Source organism: Serratia sp. Ag1 (assembly GCF_000743355.1).
Taxonomy (GTDB): Bacteria; Pseudomonadota; Gammaproteobacteria; order Enterobacterales; family Enterobacteriaceae; genus Chania.
This window is the reverse complement of record NZ_JQEI01000003.1, coordinates 410,503-431,447: the sequence shown is the minus strand read 5'-3', so window position 1 is coordinate 431,447 and position 20,945 is coordinate 410,503. Positions and strand designations below refer to the sequence as shown.

The 20,945-nt window shown below is 52.8% G+C and carries 16 protein-coding genes; 8 read left to right on the top strand and 8 right to left on the bottom strand.

The window, feature by feature from the left end; all coding sequences use genetic code 11:
- Positions 1–295: 295 nt before the first annotated feature.
- Positions 296–2,971: a glycoside hydrolase family 3 protein gene (locus tag IV04_RS03230; protein WP_051916626.1), complete on the bottom strand. Its 2,676-nt coding sequence runs from the start codon at positions 2,969–2,971 to the stop codon at positions 296–298.
- Positions 2,972–3,320: 349 nt separating this feature from the next.
- Here IV04_RS03230 and IV04_RS03225 point away from each other — a divergent pair, with 349 nt between their 5' ends.
- Positions 3,321–3,944, top strand: a complete 624-nt coding sequence (locus IV04_RS03225) for a LysE family translocator (protein WP_037397322.1) — start codon at positions 3,321–3,323, stop codon at positions 3,942–3,944.
- Position 3,945: 1 nt separating this feature from the next.
- Here IV04_RS03225 and IV04_RS03220 read toward each other — a convergent pair whose 3' ends face one another.
- Positions 3,946–4,509 carry a DedA family protein gene (locus IV04_RS03220; RefSeq protein WP_037396966.1) on the bottom strand — a complete coding sequence of 188 codons (564 nt, stop codon included), beginning with the start codon at positions 4,507–4,509 and terminating at the stop codon, positions 3,946–3,948.
- A 252-nt stretch (positions 4,510–4,761) separates the two neighbouring features.
- Between IV04_RS03220 and IV04_RS03215 the strand changes: the two genes are divergently transcribed.
- From IV04_RS03215 to pbpG, 5 genes are all read left to right on the top strand, one after another.
- Positions 4,762–6,057 (top strand): sensor histidine kinase, encoded by a 1,296-nt coding sequence (locus tag IV04_RS03215; protein ID WP_235212856.1) that lies wholly within the window; start codon positions 4,762–4,764, stop codon positions 6,055–6,057.
- Positions 6,057–6,677, top strand: coding sequence for a response regulator transcription factor (locus tag IV04_RS03210; RefSeq protein WP_037396971.1), 621 nt, complete (start codon positions 6,057–6,059; stop codon positions 6,675–6,677). Before IV04_RS03215 ends, IV04_RS03210 begins: the two co-directional genes overlap by 1 nt.
- A gap of 229 nt (positions 6,678–6,906) precedes the next feature.
- Positions 6,907–7,590, top strand: coding sequence for an outer membrane protein (locus IV04_RS03205; protein ID WP_051916624.1), 684 nt, complete (start codon positions 6,907–6,909; stop codon positions 7,588–7,590).
- Positions 7,591–7,822: 232 nt separating this feature from the next.
- Positions 7,823–8,926 (top strand): adenosylhomocysteinase, encoded by a 1,104-nt coding sequence (locus tag IV04_RS03200; protein WP_037396974.1) that lies wholly within the window; start codon positions 7,823–7,825, stop codon positions 8,924–8,926.
- Positions 8,927–9,118: 192 nt separating this feature from the next.
- Complete coding sequence (gene pbpG, locus IV04_RS03195) at positions 9,119–10,048, top strand: D-alanyl-D-alanine endopeptidase (protein ID WP_037397326.1); 930 nt, start codon at positions 9,119–9,121, stop codon at positions 10,046–10,048.
- A 42-nt stretch (positions 10,049–10,090) separates the two neighbouring features.
- Here the strand turns inward: pbpG and IV04_RS03190 are convergent, their stop codons facing one another.
- Both IV04_RS03190 and IV04_RS03185 read right to left on the bottom strand, forming a co-directional pair.
- Entirely contained in the window at positions 10,091–10,654 is a 564-nt protein-coding gene (locus IV04_RS03190; protein ID WP_037396976.1) for a GNAT family N-acetyltransferase, read from the bottom strand.
- A 131-nt stretch (positions 10,655–10,785) separates the two neighbouring features.
- Complete coding sequence (locus IV04_RS03185) at positions 10,786–11,823, bottom strand: MerR family transcriptional regulator (protein ID WP_037396979.1); 1,038 nt, start codon at positions 11,821–11,823, stop codon at positions 10,786–10,788.
- A gap of 449 nt (positions 11,824–12,272) precedes the next feature.
- On the opposite strand from IV04_RS03185, the gene IV04_RS03180 reads away from it, so the two are divergent.
- Both IV04_RS03180 and IV04_RS03175 read left to right on the top strand, forming a co-directional pair.
- On the top strand, positions 12,273–15,488 hold the full coding sequence (locus IV04_RS03180) for a molybdopterin cofactor-binding domain-containing protein (protein WP_037396981.1): 3,216 nt from the start codon (positions 12,273–12,275) through the stop codon (positions 15,486–15,488).
- Between the two features lie 79 nt (positions 15,489–15,567).
- The gene (locus tag IV04_RS03175; RefSeq protein WP_037396983.1) at positions 15,568–16,026 is read left to right on the top strand and encodes a (2Fe-2S)-binding protein; all 459 of its coding nucleotides are present in this window, start codon (positions 15,568–15,570) and stop codon (positions 16,024–16,026) included.
- 81 nt (positions 16,027–16,107) lie between these two features.
- On the opposite strand, the gene IV04_RS03170 is transcribed toward IV04_RS03175, so the two are convergent.
- The 4 genes from IV04_RS03170 to IV04_RS25975 all read right to left on the bottom strand — a co-directional run bounded on the left by IV04_RS03170 (position 16,108) and on the right by IV04_RS25975 (position 20,921).
- Positions 16,108–16,740 carry a hypothetical protein gene (locus tag IV04_RS03170; RefSeq protein WP_037396986.1) on the bottom strand — a complete coding sequence of 211 codons (633 nt, stop codon included), beginning with the start codon at positions 16,738–16,740 and terminating at the stop codon, positions 16,108–16,110.
- Positions 16,741–16,891: 151 nt separating this feature from the next.
- The gene (fdhF, locus tag IV04_RS03165) at positions 16,892–19,039 is read right to left on the bottom strand and encodes a formate dehydrogenase subunit alpha (RefSeq protein ID WP_081893149.1); all 2,148 of its coding nucleotides are present in this window, start codon (positions 19,037–19,039) and stop codon (positions 16,892–16,894) included.
- Positions 19,040–19,093: 54 nt separating this feature from the next.
- Complete coding sequence (locus tag IV04_RS03155; RefSeq protein ID WP_037396994.1) at positions 19,094–20,542, bottom strand: nucleobase:cation symporter-2 family protein; 1,449 nt, start codon at positions 20,540–20,542, stop codon at positions 19,094–19,096.
- Positions 20,529–20,921, bottom strand: coding sequence for a hypothetical protein (locus tag IV04_RS25975; RefSeq protein WP_152562787.1), 393 nt, complete (start codon positions 20,919–20,921; stop codon positions 20,529–20,531). Before IV04_RS25975 ends, IV04_RS03155 begins: the two co-directional genes overlap by 14 nt.
- Positions 20,922–20,945 lie beyond the last annotated feature (24 nt).

Below are 20,945 nucleotides of genomic sequence, written 5' to 3'. Positions count from 1 at the left end.
AGAAAACATAGAGCGGGAAACAATATTAGAAACCGTTTTGCTGTCATTCATGCTGTTATACCGCGATCCGTGGCAAGGGAGAGTGAAGTACCCGAAGGTATTTCACTGAGCTTAATGACAAAGTGGTCTTTTAACCCGAGATACCCGGGCCTAGCGCACCGAGGGGCACTCCGGCGGCTTACGCCGCTACGACCCCTTCGGCACGCTCTCCCTACTATCTAACTTTGTCAGCAACCTGAGTGAAATACCCGAAGATATTTCACTCTTATCACCAACCTGGGCACGGAGCAAGTCCCTATTCCGCTACCTGAATTTGCGCAATTTCTTCTACGCTGCTGGCGGAGGCACCCAGATACACGGCGCGCTGGCCTTTGGCAACCTGCCATTGTGCCGTGTTGACATCCCAATAAGACAGCGCGCGTTTTGCGATCGGGATCGTTACTTTGGTGGTTTCTCCGGCGGCCAGTTTCACTTTACTGAACCCGGCCAGCGCTTTTTTCGCCATCGGTACTGCTGATTGAGCAGGGGCACCGAGGTAAACCTGCGGAACGTCCACACCGGCAGTTGCCCCGCTATTGGTGACCGAGAAACTGACACTATAGCCGTCTGCGGTGGCGGTCACGGTGGGTTCACTGTAGGTGAACTGGGTGTAAGACAACCCATGGCCGAACGCGAAACGTGGGGCGACGCTGTGTTGATCGTACCAGCGATAGCCAACAAATATTCCCTCTTCGTAGATCACTGTGCCGTCTACGCCAGGGAAGCTCTGCGGCTCATTGGCCGGGGTATAGTCTGCCAGCTTGAATGGTATCGAGATCGGCAAACGCCCGCCTGGCGATGCCTGGCCAAACAGAATATCTGCCGTGGCATCGGCTCCTTCCTGGCCGGGATACCACATGTTCAGCAGTGCGGCGGGTTTGTGCGCACCATCCAGCCAAGGCATCTCGATGGATGAACCCACATTCAACACCACCACCGTATTAGGGTTCGCCTCTACCACCGCCTGGATCAGGGCATCCTGATCTTCGGGCAGGTTGAGCGATTCAATCAGGTCTTTCCCTTCGTTGCCTTCGGTATAGGCAAACAGCACTACGTTTGAAGCGTTTTTGGCGGCGTTGACGGCATCGTCAAACCGCTGTTGTTTCAGCTCCGGGGTCATCCACGCCAACCTGAGGCTGGTAGGCTGCGACGGATCGGCCAGATCGGTGGCAAAGTCACTGCCAACGCCAGGGGTGGTTGTGACGGTAATCGGCAGCGACACACCTGCTTCAAGGTGGATTTTGTAACCTGCCCACTGCAGGCCATCACGGGTAGAGATCAGCGAGATATCAGCAAAAGAAACCGAACTGCTGTCGGCAATCGCGATCTGCGGATCGCCATTTTGATCGCCAGTACCGATTTTCAGGCTGGCACCGCCATTTTTAACCTGAACCTTCAGCTCATAATCACCGGTGGTTGGTGCTGTCAGGTTGCCGGACCAAGCGATCTGTTGCTTACCGTTGGGGGCTAACGGGTTGAGATTAAGGGTGGTGAAATCGAGTGCGTTGTCGATAGAGCCATCATTTCTCAACAGCCCTGGTTGACCCTGATCGTGGCTCAATGCGGACGCCGGGATAGCGATGCCGTCGAGATCAACACCGGGTTGATAGCTGACTTGCCCACTGGAAAGCCGTTCTTCAATCGACGTGAGTGGCGCTTTCATATTGAGCGGTTTCACGCGTGAACTACCGCCGCCACCATAATTGAGGCTGGCCGCCGTTTGGCCAATCACTGCCAGTGATGTGACATTTTTAGCCTGCAACGGGAGCGCGTTGTTGCTGTTAACCAACAACACGGCCCCCTCAATCGCGGTTTCTTTGGCGATAGTACTATTCTGCTCTTTCAACTGATCGATGGTTTTCTTGGCCGGTGGCGTTCCATCCAACAAATGGAATTTGTTCATTTGGGTCAGAATGCGATACACCGCTTTATCGACCGTAGCGACCGGCATTGTCTTGTTTTGCACGGCATCAATCAGCAATGGGCCGAACATATTGCCGCCCGGCATTTCCATATCCAGACCGGCACTCAGTGGGGCTGGTGTCAGTGCTTCCAAACCTTGCAAACCAGGTGACACAACGGCATACCAATCCGTCATCACGAAGCCATCATACTTCCACTGGGTGCGCAGAATATCCGTCAGCAACGTCTTGTTGGCGCAGGCGTAATCGCTGTTCTTGCCGTCGATAGCCAAGCGGTTATAGGAACACATGAAGGAGGCAACACCGGCATTAACCCCCTGTTCAAAGGCTGGCAGATAAATCTCGCGCATCGTGCGTTCATCAACGATGGTGTTGATGGTCATACGATCCGTTTCCTGATTATTGGCGGCAAAGTGCTTGATGGTGGCCATCACCCCTTGATTCTGGATGCCGGTAATCTCTGCGCTGGCCATTTCTCCGGCCAGCAGCGGGTCTTCACCAAAGGTCTCAAAGTTACGCCCGCCCCCTGGAATTCTGACGATATTGACCATCGGGGCGAGCAGCACATCCTGATCGATCGCACGGGCTTCTGCGCCGATGGCCGCGCCGTATTGCTTGGCCAATTCGGTGTTAAAACTGGCCGCGAGTGAGACAGGAGCGGGCATCGCGGTAGTTAAACCTTTGGTGTAGCGTGCGCCAGCGGGGCCGTCGGTGAGCCGTAAGGGGGGTATATTGAGCCGGGGTACCCCAGGGATAAAGCCGACGTTGGCTTTGTTTTCCGGGTCGCCAAAGTCCGACATATCAAAGCCTTTAACCATTCCGTGCAGGAAAGAGGTTTTCTCTTCCAATGTCATTTGCGCCAGCAAATGCTCGATTTTATCGCCGTTTTGCGAGGTACTGGAATTGTTGTCGCATCCAGTAAGGGTGAGTGCAGAGAAACAGAGTAGCCCAGAGAGGAGTTTTAGCGTTTTTTTATCCGGGTGATTCATGCAGTTAATTGATTTATTCATATTTCTTTCCATGAATTCAGGTGGGAGTTTAAAAAAAACCAGGGTGTTCATGAGTTAATCTATATTTTTCGGGTATCAAAATATTACCCGCGAAGAACGTTTTTTTAACTTGCTAATACAGTTTGGCTTAAATTTGACTGCGGTCACATCGGCGGTAAAACAGGATTAATCCTGCAATAAAAGGGGGAAAAAGTGCTGTGTTGCAGCGGATGGCAGCGTTAGCCGTGGCTGGCAGGGTTCAGAAAAATTTATGTTTATCTGGCCAATTTGATGGTGATGTTTTCCGTTGCTTTTGTGTTGATTGACGCGCAAATTTAAACCCTTGGATACTGTGGAGATCAGGGACATGATGAGCGAAACAATGTTGTCGGTATTGAGCATTACCGGCGCGATTACGTTGGGGGCGATGAGCCCTGGGCAAAGTTTTATTCTGGTGGCGCGTACCGCAGTAGCATCATCACGCCGTGATGGGATGGCTGTGGCGTTAGGTATGGGGATGGGGTGTTTTGTCTTTGCATTGATCGCCCTGTTGGGCTTGCAGTCGCTGCTGCTGGCGTTACCTTGGCTTTACACCACGCTAAAAATGTTGGGTGGAGCTTATTTGATCTATCTGGCATTCAGAATGTTACGCGGGGCTAGCCAGCCGTTAACGGTAGAGACGGCTGGCGGGTTGCAGTTGGGCTTTCGCCGTGCATTTACCACTGGTTTGCTGACACAGTTGGGTAACCCAAATACTGCCATTGTGTTTGGTAGCGTGTTTGCCGCACTACTGAGCCATACCATTCCACTGGTGTTGTATATTGTGCTGCCGCTCATTGCCTTGGCGGTCGACTTGCTGTGGTATGCCTTTGTGGCATTTGTGCTGTCATCACCCCGCCCACGCCGTATTTATTTGCGCTTCAAGGCCTGGTTCGATCGTCTGGGGGGTAGCGTTCTGGCATTACTGGGCCTCAAGCTGATGTTCAATAAATAACTTACGCTTTACGCTTGCGCCGCCACCAATAGCGCAACAAGAAGATGGCGGCGAGCACCAGCGCGCAAAACAACAGGCTGTAGAGCTTTTTGTCATAACCAGTGACGAAACTTCCTATAGCCTGGCCGCCAAAATAGCCAAGCAGCACAAACAGTGTGGCCCACAAGATTGCGCCGAGAATATTCAGCGGAATGAACAGCGAGGGGGGCAACTTGCTGGCGCCGATTAATACCGGGCCGATAATGCGAAACCCATACATAAAACGCACGCCGATAACAAACAACATCGGATGGCGGGCAATCAGTTGCTGTGCACGCTCAATACGGTGCTGATGATTCTGCAAGCGTGAAATGACCCGGTTACCAAAGTAACGGCCAGCGAAATAGAGTATCTGGTCGCCCAGCGTGCCGCCGATCACGACCACCACAATCACCAGCGGTAAGCGCAGAAACCCGTTGTGTGCCGCAATACCGCCCAGCAGAGTGATGGTTTCGCCTTCCAGCAGACAGCCGATGAACAGCGCCCAATAGCCATATTGCGTGATATAGTGGGCAAGATCCGTCATTTTATTCCTTATTATTGATGGCAACCAGACGCCGACGGGGCAATATACCCGTCATACTTCAAGTTGCTTGGGTGTTGGCTGCGCACCGTCGCCCCAGTCACATAGTGGGCTATGCTCCTGGGGTCTCCGTTGCTGGCCGCCTACAAGCAACTCGAATTATTTTGGGTATAGGGGCGGCTCCCTCAACACCATATTAATAAATAAACTCAGGGATAACATAGAATTATTATGCTCAAAGTCGGTATCTGGTTGATGTTATCTTTACTCTCAGGCAGTGGGCTGATTGTTTATGCGTTGCAGCAGCAATATGAAGAGCAATCCATTGATTTTCGTATTCTACATCGTGATATCACGGTCAAACTCGCGCAGCATGAAACCATTCTTTCATTACTTTCCGTAACCAGCGATCCTTCAGCGATCCAAGACAAATTTCCCCAGATTCTTGCCTGGAAACCGCTGCCAGCCGCTGAATCAAGTAATACGCTGTTGCCCGCTGGCAATGGCACTTATTGGCTCAACGCGCAACACTTCGCATTGCTGATCGATCTCAATGAGTTACTGGCTGAGCTGCCACAAAGCCACTATTTTCGACATGTTCGTCTGAACTGGCAAAATGCACCATTGATTGAATTAGGCGGCAACTGGCAGCCTGCTTATTGGCAATGGGATAAAAGGCTGACGAGCGCTTTGCAACCTTTTGATCTCTCTGCCAACAGCGATCCGGATTGGGCGCGCTTGCCTTGGTTGTTATTGCTGCTCTCGTCACTCGGTTGGGCAGGGATCGTTTATTTTACCAGCCAGTATCGCGTGCAAAAGCGCCAGCGCAAGATTGCCGTTTTGCGTGAGCATTTTTCTGAACTGACAAGGCTGAATGCGATGGGGGAAATCACCACCGGCATTGTTCATGAACTGAACCAACCTTTGACGGCGATCCTGAGCTATAACCAGGCCGCGCTGCGCCTGATTAACCAACAGCAGGTGGATCAGGTGCCGCCGTTGCTGGATGCCGCTGTCATTCAAATCAAGCGTATCAGCGCGTTATTGCTGCAGTTTCGGCAAAAACTGGCCCACGATCAGGTGGCGTTCCAAGCGGTTAATCTGAGCAAGATTTGGCTGCGTGTCACCATGTTATTGGAAAACGAAATCAAAATCGGGAAGGTCAAAATCATCAACCGCCTCCCAGAGCAGCTACCCGATCTGCAGGCGGAACCGCTGTGGGTTGAGCAAATTCTCCACAACATTCTCACGAATGCTATTCAGGCGCAGCAGCACAACGTGGCCGGTTCTGCCTGGGTGGCGATCGAGGCAACGGCTGCGCAGCACGGGATTACGCTGGTGATTACGGACGGTGGGCCGGGGCTCTCTGAACAGGCATTGCAACAGGTGTTTATGCCCTTTTTCACCACACGTCCAGAAGGATTGGGGCTAGGCATGGCGCTGGCCGAAACGTTAATTCAACGCCTGCACGGCAGCATTAACGCAGAGAATATTGCCGGGCAGGGTGCCTGTTTCACTTTGTGGTTCCCTTTTAACGCTCAGGAGGAGTGATGGAGCAGTTTATCTATCTGATTGATGACGATCAGGCGATCCGCTGTTCGCTCAGTTCATTATTGGCCACGATGGGATGGCAGACGCTCACCTATGAAAACGTTTTAGATTTTCAGCAACAGGTGCAGCACCCGCAAGGTTTATCGGGGTGTTTGCTGTTGGATATCCGCATGCCGGGTAAAAGTGGGTTGATGCTGCTGGAAGAATGGCAACGGCAAGGGTTGGAAATCCCGATTATTATTATGACCGGCCACGGTAATATCGAATTGTGCCGTCGGGCGTTTAAAAATGGTGCTTTTGAATTCCTGACTAAACCTATTGATGCGGATTTATTGATCGAAACGGTGGGTGCAGCTTTGGCACATCAGCGTCGGTTACAGCAACAGCACAAAGAAAATGCCGAATTAAAAGAGAAGCTCAGTACGTTGTCTGCCCGCGAATATGAAATAGCCCTGCTGATTATGCAGGGTAAGTCCAGTAAAGAGATGGCGAGTGATCTGGCCCTTTCGCCGCGCACCGTAGAAGCCCATCGCGCCAATCTGTTTGCCAAATTGGAGGTTAACTCTTTGGTTAAGCTGATTACTATTTACGGTGGGCTGTTGGCTAACAATACGGAATAATAGCCGATCCCGACAGGTTGTTTTTTAATCTGATCAGGACTCTGAATATCTGCAACAATTATGCTCCTCAGGATGGCTCTAGGTATTTATACCTAGGGGCTTAGGTAATCGACCTGATTGTTTCCTCGCGCCAGTCTGGCTATTTTAATTTAATCGATTGCGATGATGCGAAATAAGCCAAACTGCGATGTTGTGCATCATCATTAATTCTTATTAAAGTGAGGAACGCATGAATATTAAACCTCTTGTATTGGTTATTTCTTTAGCGGCGGTTTCCAGCCAGGTTTTCGCCGATGATTCTCTGCAAGGTTATTACGGTTCATTGAAGTTACTGCATGTTGAACAATCTGCAAAAAATATGGATACCAGCAGCCGTCCGGGCGTAGGGAGTTTTGTCAGCGGTAACGAAAGAGAGAACTTCTTTAATGGTGCCGTTGCGGCGGGTTATCAGTTTGGTAATGGCTGGCGTACCGAAGGGGAATATGTATTCAAGAAAAAGAGCGAATACACCAGCGGTTCAACCACCTTTGCCAGCAGCTTTAACCACCACAAAGTGGATGTGCAACGTTTGATGCTCAATGCTTACCGTGACTATGCGCTGGGTTATGACTTCTCGATTTATGGCACCCTGGGCCTGGGTATTGCCAAAGTAGAATCTGAGGGTTGGCAGGGGAATACCTCTCGCCAGTACAGCTCAAATACTCAAACCAATCTGGCTTACTCTCTTGGTGCTGGTGTCAGCTATGCCCCCATTGAACGCCTGAGCTTTGATCTGGGTTACCGTTACGTTGATCTGGGCAATGTTGAAAGTGGTTTTAATGACTTCAACAACGTGAGAGGGCTGAAAGACGAACAAATGAAAGCTCGTCTGGTTTCCAGCGAAGTGGTGTTGGGTGCTCGCTATCTGTTCTAATCTGTGCTGATTTTCATTTACTATCCTGTTATTGCCCTGTGTCTATGATAATTTCCCGCTTATCCATTCAGTTAAGCGGGAAATTATCCCTTCCCCCAATCTATCCCCAAATAATTCGAGTTACTTGCTGGTCATCAACAACGTGAAAGGTAATAGAAACGCCTCTGTTGTAAGATAATGATGAAAATCCCCTTGGGAAGTGCGGCTGTTTGGTGCAGCAGAGGAGTGACAAATGTATCAGGATTTTGACAGTGAGCTGAGTTGGGCGATGCGCAACATGCCACGTACAAGGGCGGCGGTTGCGGCATTGCCCGATCTGCATGGTGTACGTCTGGCCTGCAATATGCACCTGGATTTGAAAATGGCACCGCTGGTGGCGGGGCTATTGGGCAAAGGTGCGGCAGTTTATCTCACCACCTGCAATCCAACGACGGTGCAAGATGACGTTGTGGCCTGGTTGGAACGCCATGGGGCGCAAGCCTATGCCTGGCGTAACATGGGGGAGGCTGATTGGTCGGCATCTTTTGATCGGGCGCTGGCCTGGAACCCGACTCACCTGTGTGAAATGGGGGCCGATCTCACCACGCGTCTGCATCAGTCAGAAAGCGGCCCGCAAATCAAGGCCGGGCTGGAGGCTACCGGTTCGGGCATCAACCGTTTAGGGGGCATTGCGCCGCGTTACCCGATTTTTAACTGGGATGATCTGCCCGTAAAAGAGGGGTTGCATAACCGGCATATGGTTGGGCTTACCGCTTGGCACACCTTTTTCCAGACTACCCACTTAACATTGCATGAAAAATGCGTGCTGGTGATTGGCTACGGCCTGGTGGGCCAAGGCGTGGCCGCTGCCGCGAAAGCTTACGGTGGGCAAGTGATAGTGGCCGAAATCGACCCCGCGCGGGCGTTACAGGCGCGTTACGACGGTTGGGCTGTTGTCGATCTGGCTGCTGCCGTGGCGCAGGCCGACGTGATTGCCACGGCAACCGGGGCGAAGAATGTGCTGTCTGCCGAGCATCTTAAGCAAGCGAAAGATGGGGTATTTATCCTCAATGTGGGCCATGTAGCGGAAGAGATTGATGTTGGCTTCCTGCAAAACCTGCCGTGCAGCGAACCGCTGCCGTTTGTTAATGCTTATGCATTGGCAGAAAAAACCTTGTATCTACTGGCGAATGGCTCAATGTTTAACCTGACGGCGGGTTATGGCGATAGCCTGAACGCTTTTGATGTTACCTTGGCGGTGATGGCGGCGGGGATTGGCCATATCGTCGGGGCGGGTGCGCAGCAACCAGCCGGAGTTTATCTGTTGCCGCAATCGGCTTGGCAAACAGCACTGTAACTTTTGCTCTGCGGGCGTACAGGGCAGTGCGCTCGCGGTTTACACAATTTTCTCTTCGACAGAATTTGTCACAAATAGCTGTAGACAAGCACTGTGCTAACTTCATATCCCTCACTTATAATTCAACGTATTACGGCCCAAGGACCTTGAAGTATGGTGGGTACGGCTTTCTTTCTTTTTCCGTTAAGAGAAATGCATGTGAAAATCCGAGTTTTGGCTTTAACCCTGCTTGCTCTGCACGCAGGTATCGGTCTGGTACCGCGCGCGCTGGCCAGTGAAAAAACGGCAACATTACACGCTACCCAGCCTGAACTGGCTTCTGGCAGTGCGATGGTGCTTGATCTGCAAAGCCATAAAGTGATTTATGCGCGTAATCCGGATGAAGTGGTGCCGATTGCGTCGATCACTAAGCTGATGACGGCAATGGTAACGCTGGATGCCCATCTGCCGCTGGATGAAGTTTTGTCGGTGGATATCAGCCAGACGCCGGAAATGAAAGGAGTGTACTCGCGTGTGCGCCTGAACAGTGAAATCAGCCGCAAAGATATGCTGCTGTTGGCGCTGATGTCGTCAGAAAACCGCGCTGCTGCCAGCCTTGCCCACCATTACCCTGGTGGTTATAACGCCTTTATTAAGGCGATGAATGCCAAAGCCAAATCTTTGGGTATGACCCATACCCGTTATGTCGAGCCGACCGGGCTGTCAATTCATAACGTGTCTACCGCGCGCGATCTTACCAAGCTGCTGCTGGCGACCAAGCAATATCCACTGATTGGTCAGTTGAGTACCACCACTGAACGTATGGCAACGTTCAGCGATCCCAACTATACCTTGCCGTTCCGCAATACCAATCACCTGGTTTATAACCAGAAGTGGAATATCCAACTGACCAAAACCGGTTTTACCAATCAGGCCGGGCATTGCCTGGTGATGCGCACCGTGATTGGCAACCGCCCCGTCTCGCTGGTGGTGTTGGATGCGTTTGGCAAATATACCCACTTTGCGGATGCCAACCGCCTGCGCACCTGGATTGAAACCGGTAAAGTGACGCCAATCCCGGCGGCAGCGCGCGATTATCGTCGCCAGAAAGATGGGCGCTTGGCAAATAATCAGACCGAATAACCGTTCTGTATCACCTGCCGGGTAGCGGCAGGTGATTTTCCATTAAGGCCGAATGTCAGTAACTGGAAGCGTACGACTCCCTTCACTCAACGGGCGTTGCATGATGTGAGTATCCAACCAACCACCGAATTTAAAGCCTACACCATTCAGGGTGCCGACGCTGCTGAACCCCAGTTTACTGTGTAGCGCCAGTGAGCCTGCATTGCCCTGTGCATTACCAATAACTGCCAGCATTTGCCGCCACGGGCCTTGTTCACAGCGGGCAATCAATGTGCTGAGTAGCGCTTTACCGATCCCATGCCCTTGCATACCTTCGGCGATATAAACTGAATCTTCAACCGTATAGCGGTAAGCGGGGCGTGGTCGATATGGCGTGGCATAGCAGTATCCCACCACGACTCCATCCAGTTTGGCGACCAACCACGGCAACCCAGCCAGCAATACCTTGTTGCGACGTTCCAGCATTTCATCTGGTGAAGGTGGGGTTTCTTCGAATGAGGCGGGCCCATACAATACGTGATGGGCGTAAATCTGTTGAATGGCAGCCATATCGTCAATGCTGGCATCATTGATAACCAGCACGGCGGGTGGGGTTGTAAGTGACATAGCGCTCCTTGTCGGTGATGACGAATCGGAACATTATGCGCTGTGCTTTGTAACCCGGTAAATTAGCTTTTTATCTATTTGATAAATATTATTTTTTAAAATCTCCCTCGATTATCTCATTGAATGAATCGTCATGGATTTTCAACTTGCTGCATTAGCTGTGTAATGGATTGGCGCAAATAAGCCAGCAGCGGTGGGGTGAGCCAGGTGCCTTCAGTCAGAGTGGGTTCCTGTTCCATCGCCTGGCGGATTTTCATCTGGGTCGCCGGGTTGTCGCCAGCATAGGAACGGAACAGCTCCAGCCATTGCGCGGCCAATTGTTGTGCCTGACTGGATTCTGCCGGTATTCCCGTTTGCATAGCCTGCTGGAATTGCGCGATCAACCCTGGCCATTCCTGCATACGATCAAAATAGTGAGCACGCACGTAGGCATATTCCTGCTCATCGAGATACTTTCGGTATATGGCTAATTTGGTTTCGGCAAAGGCGCGGGTGATGTAATCGGTCATTGCCGGGGTAATGCCGGTTTGTTCGCGAATCAAGGGTTCGTCGGCGTGCATGGTATTCAAGCGCGTCAGAAAAGCCGGGTTGCCAGCGGTATCGCGTTCCAGAGTACGCATCCAGCGGCGCGCAATGGCCTGGGCGCGAGGATCTTCAGCCTTGACGCCGCTTTCCATCAGCACATGTACATGGCTGACCATTTCTTTCCATTCCTGATTACGTGCTTCGTCGGCCTGATAGAAGGGCAACTGCGCCAGTTCGTCGGCGGTAAAATATTTATCGTACATCGTCATTGACTCCAAAGTTGTCAGCCAGTCGTTTAATTCGGGTTCATTGCCCAGGGTTAGCTGTGTATGCATGTGCTGCAACCGGCTGCGCAGGGTGGTTATCTGCACTAATTGCCGATCGAGCATGGCCATCTGCTGCTCGATCACTGCAGGTAGTGACAGCTCTGAACGTGCCAGAAGCGCGCTGATTTCCGCCAGCGTTACTCCCATACGGCGCAACGCCTGAATATGGTGCAAACGGGTAATATCCGCCCGGTTGTACAAGCGATACCCGGCATCGGAACGTGCGGAAGGGATCAACAAACCAATACTGTCGTAGTAATGCAGCGTTCTGACGGTAATTCCTGAACGGCGTGCCAGTTCGCCCACTTTTAATAACATTTGGCTACCTCCTGCAGCTTCGGGTAATCAGGTATAAAGCCTGACGTGGCGTAAGGGTCAAGAAGAAATCAAAAGAGATTGCCGGATAGGCTGCAGGTTTACCATGCTTTATGGTTGCGTTATTTCCACAGTTTTGGCCACTTTGGGCTTCTGGCGCAAACCAGTCTGCGGAGAGCGGTGATTATTATTATGAGAAAATACGCCTTATCAATTTGAGAAAGTGAACAGGCGACCGGGGAGTGGTGGCTGTTGTTATGGAGGTTTTTCCTTAGCCAGTTGTGGCGTTATGTGGCAGCAGTGGCATAAATAAAGCCTAAAAATCAGATATTTCATTCTTGGCACAAATATTGGATCCGTTAACAGTGAGAAGGCTCTGCTCGTGGCTGATTGCAATCGTTTGCATTGGCTGAATCGGGTTTGCCATCAATGGATGACAATAGGGGAATGTTATGTGTGCGTTACGTTCAGCGCTGCCAGGACGCGTGGATGGCATGGCGAAAGTTAGGGGAACGGCCATTTACGGTAATGATATCCTGTTGCCAGGAATGCTATTTGGCGTTTGCCGCTATGCGGACATTCCCGCCGGTAAAGTGGAACAGCTTGATCTGAGTGAGGCGCTGTCGGTTGCTGGGGTGGTCAAGATCGCCACCTACCAGGATATTCCCGGTACGCCGGTTGTTGGGGTCATCGTTAAAGACTATCTGCCGATCATTAAAGACGAAGTGGTGTTTCACGGCGATGTGATCGCCGTAGTGGCGGCGACCAGCTATGCGGCAGCCTGCGAAGCTGCCGATAAAATCCGCGTGCGTTACACGCCCTATACGCCGATCACCGACGTCGAGCAGGCCTTGGCACCGGAAGCTCGGCTGATTCACCCCGAGCGGAGCGACAACATTGCGGCCTATCACCATACCCTCAAAGGGGATATCAAACAGGGATTCGCTCAGGCTCGTCATGTGCTGGAGCGCGAATATGAAGTCGGTTTTCAAGAGCATGCCTACATTGAGCCGGAAGTGGTTCTCACCTGGCTGGATCCCACCGATGGCAGCCTGATTATTTCCGGCTCCATTCAGAACCCGCATCGCGTGCGCGGCTTTGTGGCGAAATTTATGGGTTGCCCGCAGAGCCAGATTAACGTTAAACGTGCGGTAATGGGGGGCTCATTCGGTGGCAAAGACGACGTTATCGATCATCTGGCCTGCCGTTCGGCGTTGCTGACGCATTTGACCGGGTGCCCGGTAAAGTTTGCCTACAACCGCGAACAGTCGATCATCGAAAGCTGCAAGCGTCACCCCTATAAAATGAAGTACAAAGCGGGCTTTGATGACGAAGGCCATATTCTGGCGATGAAAATCGATATTCTGGCTGATAGCGGCGGCTATGCGGCATCGACGCCGTTTGTCACCTGGCGTTCCTCGGTGCAGGCTGCTGGGCCTTATCGTATTCCCAATGTGCATATCGAGGTGACCGGGGTCTACACCAATAACAGCTATACCTCGGCGATGCGCGGTTTCGGTTCTCCGCAGGTGGTGTTCGCCAACGAATCTTTTATGGATGAGATAGCCGACTATCTGCAGATGTCGCCGGTAGCGTTGCGTGAGAAGAACGCCCTGCGTCAGGGGGATACTTCGGTAACAGGGCAGATATTTGATAAACATACCGTTTCTGCCGTTGAGGTGCTGAAGCAGGCGACAGCCTCGGCGGAGTTTATGGCTAAGCGGCAGCATTACCATGAGCTGAATCAGCAGGGCGGAGTTAACCGCTACGGTATTGGCCTGGCGCTCAGCTATCGCGGTTGTTCTATCGGCGCGGAAGGTGTCGATACCTCGACGGCGCTGATTCAGGTCAATGAAGACGGTAGTGTGAATATCTCGACGTCGGTCTCAGAAAACGGCCAGGGCCTGCAAACCACTATGTCGCTGATTGCAGCGCAAGCCTTCGGCATTACGCTGGCGGACATTCACTTCAGTGAACCGCCGACTTCGGTGATTGGTGACGGTGGTTCCACCGCCGCCACTCGCGGGACGATGGTGGGGGGCGGAGCCATTCTCGATGCAGCAGAGAAAATCAAGCAGCGTATTCTCAGCGTGGTCGGCGATAACATTGGCACGCAGGATCTTGCCAATACTCTCTGGCAGGGCGGTTATATCATCAACAGGCAGGATCAAAGTCAGCGCATCGATTTTAAAACGGCGGTCAACAGCACCAAATGGGCCAGTGTCAGCCTGACCGAGTATGGCTGGTTTGTGCCGCCGCCTATCCACTGGGATGAAGAAAAAGGGTGCGGCAGCCCTTATTTCACCTGGGTTTACGGCTGCCAGATAGCCGAAGTGCGGGTCAACACCAGTACCGGTAAGACTGACGTGTTGCATGTGACCGCCGCGCACGACGTTGGGCATGTCCTGAATCCTGTCGGCTTTGAAGGGCAGGTTTGCGGCGGGGTTGCACAGGGTTTTGGCTATGCGTTGCTGGAGGATTTTAACATTGAAAATGGTCAGGTGAAGTCGGAGAACTTCGACAGCTATCTGCTGCCAACCATCAAAGATATTCCGCCGATTACGGTGATCGGCGTCGAGAACCCGGATATGGCCGGGCCGCTCGGGGCAAAAGGGATCGGTGAACCCGCGACGGAGCTGGCGGCGGCGGCCATTAACAACGCGGTCAGCTTTGCGCTGGGTACGCGTTTCAACACTTTGCCGCTCACCTTAGAGCAGGTGATTCTCGGCTATAACCTGAAGAAACCAAACCGTCAGAGTGAAATGATGCTCGAGGCGGAAAATAAAAAGCAGGTATTACGCCTGACTGACGTGACGGTGACACGTCCGCAGAGCCTGGAGGAAGCGCTGACCTTATTGGCCAATGATGGCGTCTCGGCCATTGCTGGCGGTACGGACGTTATCGTACAGGGGCGATTGCAGACCCGGCCAATGAGGCTGGTGGATATCTCTCGCTTGGCAGAGTTGACCCAGGTGAGTGAGGATCCGCACACCCACGAGATAGCTATTGGTGCGGCGGTGACCTTCAACCAGATTACCGATCATCCACTGCTGCGTGAACGTTATCCGCTGCTGGTACAGGCGTGCCGTACGGTGGGTTCGTACCAGATTCGTAACCGGGCAACCATCGGCGGTAATATCGTCAATGCCGCCCCTTGCGGCGACTCGATCCCGCCCGCCATTATCTACGATGCGCGCGTGGAGTTGCGTTCTCACACCGGCGTACGCACGTTATCGCTCGGTGAATTTTTGCTCTCTGGCTATAAAACCCAGCGCCAGCCAGACGAATTGCTGACCAGGGTGATATTACCACCGTTGGCCAGGCTGCATGCGCAAGGCTTTTACCATCAGCTCGGGCGGCGTAACGCGCTGAATATTACGCGCCAGAGCCTGACCGCGCTGCTGGAGTTTGATGCTGAAGGCACCGTGAGCTACTGCCGTCTGGTGGATGGCGCACTGTTCAGCAAGCCGCAGCGTATGCTGGATGTCGAGCGCTGCTTACAGGGCCAGAAGCTGACGAGTGAAACCATCGCCAACGCCTGTGAGGTGCTGGATAAGCTGATTTATGCCGCGATTGGTAAACGCTGGTCAGCGGCTTATAAACAGCCAGTGTTTATCAGCATGTTCCGCGACATGATGGCGCAGGTGCAGCAGGTGTGTCGGAAATGATGCTTTGATGCCCGCCCGTGTCGTTTAACCGGGGGGGCAGTCACAGGGCGAGATAGCGTTCTGCATAATGGGAAAAATCATGAGCACAATCAAAGTGAAGGTGAATGGCAAACTGGTGGAAGCCAAGGTGACGGGGAATATGCGCCTGTTGGATCTGGTGCGCGATACTCTGCATTTGACTGCCACTAAAGAGGGCTGTTCGATTGGTGAATGTGGGGCCTGCACGGTGATGATGGACGGCAAGGCGGTCTGCTCCTGTCTGGTGCTGGCCGGGCAGTGCGATGAGGCGGAGATCACCACCCTTGAGGGGCTGAACGATAATCCGCTGACGCAAAAGTTGCAGGCGGCGTTTGTTGTAAAGGGCGGTGTGCAGTGTGGGTTTTGTACCCCTGGGGTACTGGTGAGTACCACCGCACTGCTGAGTAAGCACCCTCAGCCAAGTGATGAACAGCTCAAGGATGCGCTGGAGGGGAACATTTGCCGTTGCACCGGCTATCAGCCGATTATTGACTCTGTTCACCACGCGTTGGAATCGTAATCAACGTTTCCCAGTTGCCTATGCTGTGATAATCCCCCCCTCTATACGCCTGTGGATAGAGGGGGGGATTACACGGGCCAGCTATTGAATAAGCTGCGTGTGCCATTCCCGTTCTCTGAAAACGATGATCTTTTCAGGAATATCAATTTTAATGTTATCGACAGTTAACTGCCCAAGGTGCAAAGCCCACCGCGAACCTTGAGCAGGTAGTGCTGTAGCAAACCGAAGGACAATGCCTCCTTGTTCACCATTCAGGTTGATGGTTTCTGCCTGCCATGCTGAGTAGGCTACGGCGGGTCTACTGCCTGCGGAAGACGTTGTGCCACTGCAGCGCTCAGACGGCATGCCTCCCCCTCCCGCCTTTAAGCTGAGATCATCGTAAAACGCTGAATCGGAGATGATTCGTTCTCCATTTTCCTTTTCTAGATAAGCCCTCTGATTTGAGTAGATTATTGGAATTCGCGCGCGGTGCTTTGCCCGACTGTCGTTGTGTGCATAGAGCGATACCCACAAAGCAGATTCGTCGGCACAGGTGATGTTGATTATGATTTCGATACTTTCTTGCTGGCCGTTTCTTTCAACTTTGACCTGATGGGTACTGGGCCAATTTTGATCCCCCTCAAACCAGGGGCGAGGCGGAGCACTGACTACGCACCCACCCAGTGTTAAGGAAAGGCAGCAGACCATCATGGCTAACGTCAATTTTCCATACATGGATATATTCCGAGATTATTGGCTTAGCAGAGAGTGATTGGGCGCTGATACCGCCCAAGTGCGGAATTTTGCCGAGCATATATATGTTGCTGAGACAGCGAATAGGCTGGGTTGGTTTCGTCAACCCAGCGCTTTTTCGTCGTAGGGTGATTTAACCCATGGCGCTTGCGCGCAGTCGGGTTTTCAGCTTGTTGTACTCTTCAACCACATACTGTTCGGCGGCGTGCTGATCGGCAATCCTCTCAATGTTAACGGCGCAGTACTTATACTCTGGCGTTTTGGTTATCGGGCTCAGGTTATCCGCTACCAGCTCGTTACAGGCACCAATCCACCACTGATAGGTCATGTAGATCGCCCCTTGGTTCGGGCGATCGCTGACCTGTGCGCGGGTGATAACGCGGCCCTTACGCGAGTTGATCCATACCAGCGCTTCATCCGCAATGTTCAGGCGTTCGGCATCGGCGGTGTTGATCTGCGCGTAACCCGGTTCATCCGCCAGCAGGGCCAGGGCCGCGCAGTTGCCGGTCATTGAACGGCTGGAGTAATGGCCGACTTCGCGCACGGTGGAGAGCACCAACGGATATTCAGCGGTGAGTTTGTCGATCGGCGCGACCCAGTCGCAGGTGAAGAACTGCGCCAGTCCGTTCGGCGTCGAGAATTTCTCTTTAAACAGATAAGAGGTGCCCTGATCCGCCTCGGATTCGTCACGGCAGGGCCATTGGATATACCCCAACTCGCCGATTTTCTCATAGGTGGCACCGTAGAAGTTCGGGCACAGTTGCCGCAGCTCATCCCAGATCTCCTGCGTGTTGTTGTAGTGCATCGGGTAGCCCATACGGGTGGCGATTTCGCTGATAATCTGCCAGTCGGTTTTCAGATCCCACTTCGGTTCCACCGCTTTAAAGAAACGCTGGAAGCCGCGATCCGCCGCGGTATAAACCCCTTCATGCTCCCCCCATGAGGTGGACGGCAAGATCACATCCGCCGCCGCAGCGGTTTTGGTCATGAAAATATCCTGGACGATAACCAGATCCAGATCGTCAAACGCTTTACGCACGGCAGGCAGCTCGGCATCGGTTTGTAACGGATCTTCCCCCATGATATAGGCGGCCCGCACTTCCCCTTGTGCCACGCGGTGCGGCAGTTCGCTGATGCGATAGCCAGTGTGCGCAGGCAGGCTGTCTACGCCCCAGGCTGCGGCGAACTTTTCGCGGTTTTCCGCGAACTTGACGTACTGGTATCCCGGGTAGGTGTCCGGTAATGCCCCCATATCGCAGGCACCCTGCACATTATTCTGGCCCCGGACCGGGTTCACGCCGACGTTTGGTCTACCCAGGTTGCCGGTCAGGATCGCCAGACTGGTCAGCGAACGAACGGTTTCCACGCCTTGGTAGAATTGGGTCACGCCCATGCCCCACAGAATAACGGCGGATTTCGCGTTGGCGTACAGGCGGGCACAGGCACGAATTTGCTGCGCGCTGACGCCGGTGACATCTTCCACCGACTCCGGCTGATAGCCCGCGACGATTTTACGATACTCCTCAAAACCCTCGGAACGGTTGGCGACAAAGGATTTGTCGTACAGATCTTCTGCAATAATCACCTGCCCGATGGCGTTGAGCAGCGCGATGTTTGAGCCGTTGTTCAGTGCGATGTGCATATCGGCGATACGTGCGGTTTCGATTTTACGCGGATCGCAGACAATAATTTTTGCCCCGTTGCGCTTGGCGTTAATCACGTGATTTGCCACGATCGGGTGTGAATCTGCCGGGTTATACCCGAAGATCAACACCAGATCGGTGTGATCTATCTCTGTGATGGCATTGCTCATGGCGCCATTACCGACCGACTGGTGCAGACCTGCAACCGAAGGGCCGTGTCAGACGCGTGCGCAGCAGTCGACGTTATTGGTGCCAATCACAGCGCGCGCGAATTTTTGCATCACATAGTTGGTTTCGTTACCCGTCCCACGGGAAGAACCGGTGGTCTGAATGGCATCCGGGCCATACTGCTCTTTAATCGCGCTGAGGCGAGTGGCAACGTAATTGAGCGCTTCGTCCCAGGAGACGGACTCCAGCCTGCCGTTGCGCTGACGGCGGATCATCGGGGTTTTCAGGCGTGGCGTGAGGATCTGCGTATCGTTAATGAAATCCCAGCCATAATAGCCTTTCAGGCATAGGGTCCCCTGGTTGTTTTTGCCCATCGCCGCTTCGGCGCGGACAATCTTTCCTGCTTCGGTCACCAGTTTGATCTTGCAACCGGCTGCGCAGTAGGGGCATACGGTGATGACATCTTTCATGAGAACTAGGCTCCTTTTAATGTTCCAGCAACCCTGCGGCAAACCAGAATGGCGTCATTCGTCCTGTTGTTGCTGTTGTTTAACCTTGCGCATCAGCAACCACATGCGCACGGTACGTGGCTGACGCTTAACGGTGTGGCTATCGGGAATCAGACCGGTGTGCTTGTTATAACCGTTGAAAAACAGATTCAGAGTCACGGCGCTGAAGGTGGCCAGCATGATCCCACTGTGCAGTAGGGGTTGCAGAACTTCAGGGAATTTAGAGAAGAAATCGTGCGATAGCGTTGGTGTCAGCCCTACGCCAAGGCTAATGGCGACAATATAGAGGTTATAGCGGTTGGTGGAGTAGTTGATACGAGCCAGAATACGGATCCCCGTTGCCAGCACCATGCCAAACATCACCAGCCCGGCACCCCCCAAAACGAACTGTGGGATTGACGCAACCAGGATCGCCATTTTGGGCACCATACCGAAGGTGATCAAAATTCCGCCCGAAGCGACGCAGACCCAGCGGCTATGCACGCCGGTAACGCCGACCAGCCCGATATTCTGTGAAAACGACGTATGCGGAAAGCTATTAAATACGCCGCCGAATAGGGTACCGACGGCATCTACGCGCAGACCGCGCACGATATCCTGCGGCGTGAGCTTGCGGCCAACAATCTCACCCAGGGCGAGAAACATCCCCATCGACTCAATAAACACGATGATCACCACCGCCGTCATGATCAGAATCGATATCGGGTCGAAAACCGGTGTTCCCAGCGCCATCGGTGTGACGATAGCGAACCATTTAGCGTCATGCAGGCCATTCAGGTTGACTTCATTCATCATCATCGACAGAACAAAGCCGAAAATAATCCCCAGCAGCACCGCCACATTGGAGAGAAAGCCCTTGGCAAAACGGGTTACCAGCAGGATAAACAACAGCACGGCAAACGAGATGCCAAGATAGACAGGGCTGCCATACTGTGGATTACCTTTTCCACCCGCCGCCCAATCGATGCCGACCTGCATGATGCTCAGGCCAATAGACGTAATGATCACACCGGTCACGAGCGGGGGGAACAGCGGCATCAGTCTGCCAATCAGCGGTGCGATAAAGGTCGTGATAATACCGGCACCGATAGTGGCCCCAAAAATACCCATCAGACCAATATCAGGATGAATACCGATAGCCAGCATGGGCGTAACGGCTGCAAAAGTCACCGACATGATAACCGGCAGACGGATCCCCATAACCCGCCCGATACCGATGCATTGCAGTAACGTCACCACGCCGCAGCAAAACAGATCGGAACTGATCAGTAAGGCAATCGTGTCTTTGCTTAAACCCAGCCGATCACCAATCATCAGTGGGACAGCAACGGCTCCTGCATACATCACCAGAACGTGCTGTAACCCGAGAATAATCAGCTTTCCTGGGGGAAGGACACGATCCACCTCATCTGTCGCATGGGGGCTACCAGTGATTGCGGGTGGTTGAGAATCAATGGCGCTCATAATTTCCTTCTCCTTGAATATCCAGCAGTGAGCCGCGAGCGGCCATCTGGGAAACGTGGTGAATAAAAAATGATGAAAAATCCGCTAGATCCATGCTTAGGGAATGCCAGTTTTTTATTCTAAGGCGATAAATTTGTTGAAATGAGTCAACTATCACAGAAAGCGCCGTTTCTCGGTGGCGATCGGAGGGGGATCTAGGGCAAGGCGTGAATGATAGGTTTCTCATAATGAGAGAAGTTGAATCATTCTGGATCGCCACATGATTCTGTCGCGGTTTTATTGATACGCCTTGCATCACCGAACGGTGTGTTTTTTTGAGCCAATTCACAAAAATCAATGTCTGCCCGTGCGGGAGGTAAACATCGCCTGATTCTTGCATCGCGACCTGATGTGAAGGTCAGAA

Excerpts from the sequence above, each read along its gene's own strand:
- IV04_RS03205 (WP_051916624.1), top strand. The coding sequence starts at position 6,907 with ATGAATATTAAACCTCTTGTATTGGTTATTTCTTTAGCGGCGGTTTCC.
- IV04_RS03220 (WP_037396966.1), bottom strand. The coding sequence starts at position 4,509 with ATGACGGATCTTGCCCACTATATCACGCAATATGGCTATTGGGCGCTG.
- IV04_RS03190 (WP_037396976.1), bottom strand. The coding sequence starts at position 10,654 with ATGTCACTTACAACCCCACCCGCCGTGCTGGTTATCAATGATGCCAGC.
- IV04_RS03230 (WP_051916626.1), bottom strand. The coding sequence starts at position 2,971 with ATGAATAAATCAATTAACTGCATGAATCACCCGGATAAAAAAACGCTA.
- IV04_RS03200 (WP_037396974.1), top strand. The coding sequence starts at position 7,823 with ATGTATCAGGATTTTGACAGTGAGCTGAGTTGGGCGATGCGCAACATG.
- IV04_RS03175 (WP_037396983.1), top strand. The coding sequence starts at position 15,568 with ATGAGCACAATCAAAGTGAAGGTGAATGGCAAACTGGTGGAAGCCAAG.
- IV04_RS03155 (WP_037396994.1), bottom strand. The coding sequence starts at position 20,542 with ATGAGCGCCATTGATTCTCAACCACCCGCAATCACTGGTAGCCCCCAT.
- IV04_RS03210 (WP_037396971.1), top strand. The coding sequence starts at position 6,057 with ATGGAGCAGTTTATCTATCTGATTGATGACGATCAGGCGATCCGCTGT.
- IV04_RS03215 (WP_235212856.1), top strand. The coding sequence starts at position 4,762 with ATGTTATCTTTACTCTCAGGCAGTGGGCTGATTGTTTATGCGTTGCAG.
- IV04_RS03185 (WP_037396979.1), bottom strand. The coding sequence starts at position 11,823 with ATGTTATTAAAAGTGGGCGAACTGGCACGCCGTTCAGGAATTACCGTC.
- pbpG (WP_037397326.1), top strand. The coding sequence starts at position 9,119 with ATGCATGTGAAAATCCGAGTTTTGGCTTTAACCCTGCTTGCTCTGCAC.
- IV04_RS03225 (WP_037397322.1), top strand. The coding sequence starts at position 3,321 with ATGAGCGAAACAATGTTGTCGGTATTGAGCATTACCGGCGCGATTACG.
- IV04_RS03180 (WP_037396981.1), top strand. The coding sequence starts at position 12,273 with ATGTGTGCGTTACGTTCAGCGCTGCCAGGACGCGTGGATGGCATGGCG.
- IV04_RS25975 (WP_152562787.1), bottom strand. The coding sequence starts at position 20,921 with ATGCAAGAATCAGGCGATGTTTACCTCCCGCACGGGCAGACATTGATT.
- IV04_RS03170 (WP_037396986.1), bottom strand. The coding sequence starts at position 16,740 with ATGTATGGAAAATTGACGTTAGCCATGATGGTCTGCTGCCTTTCCTTA.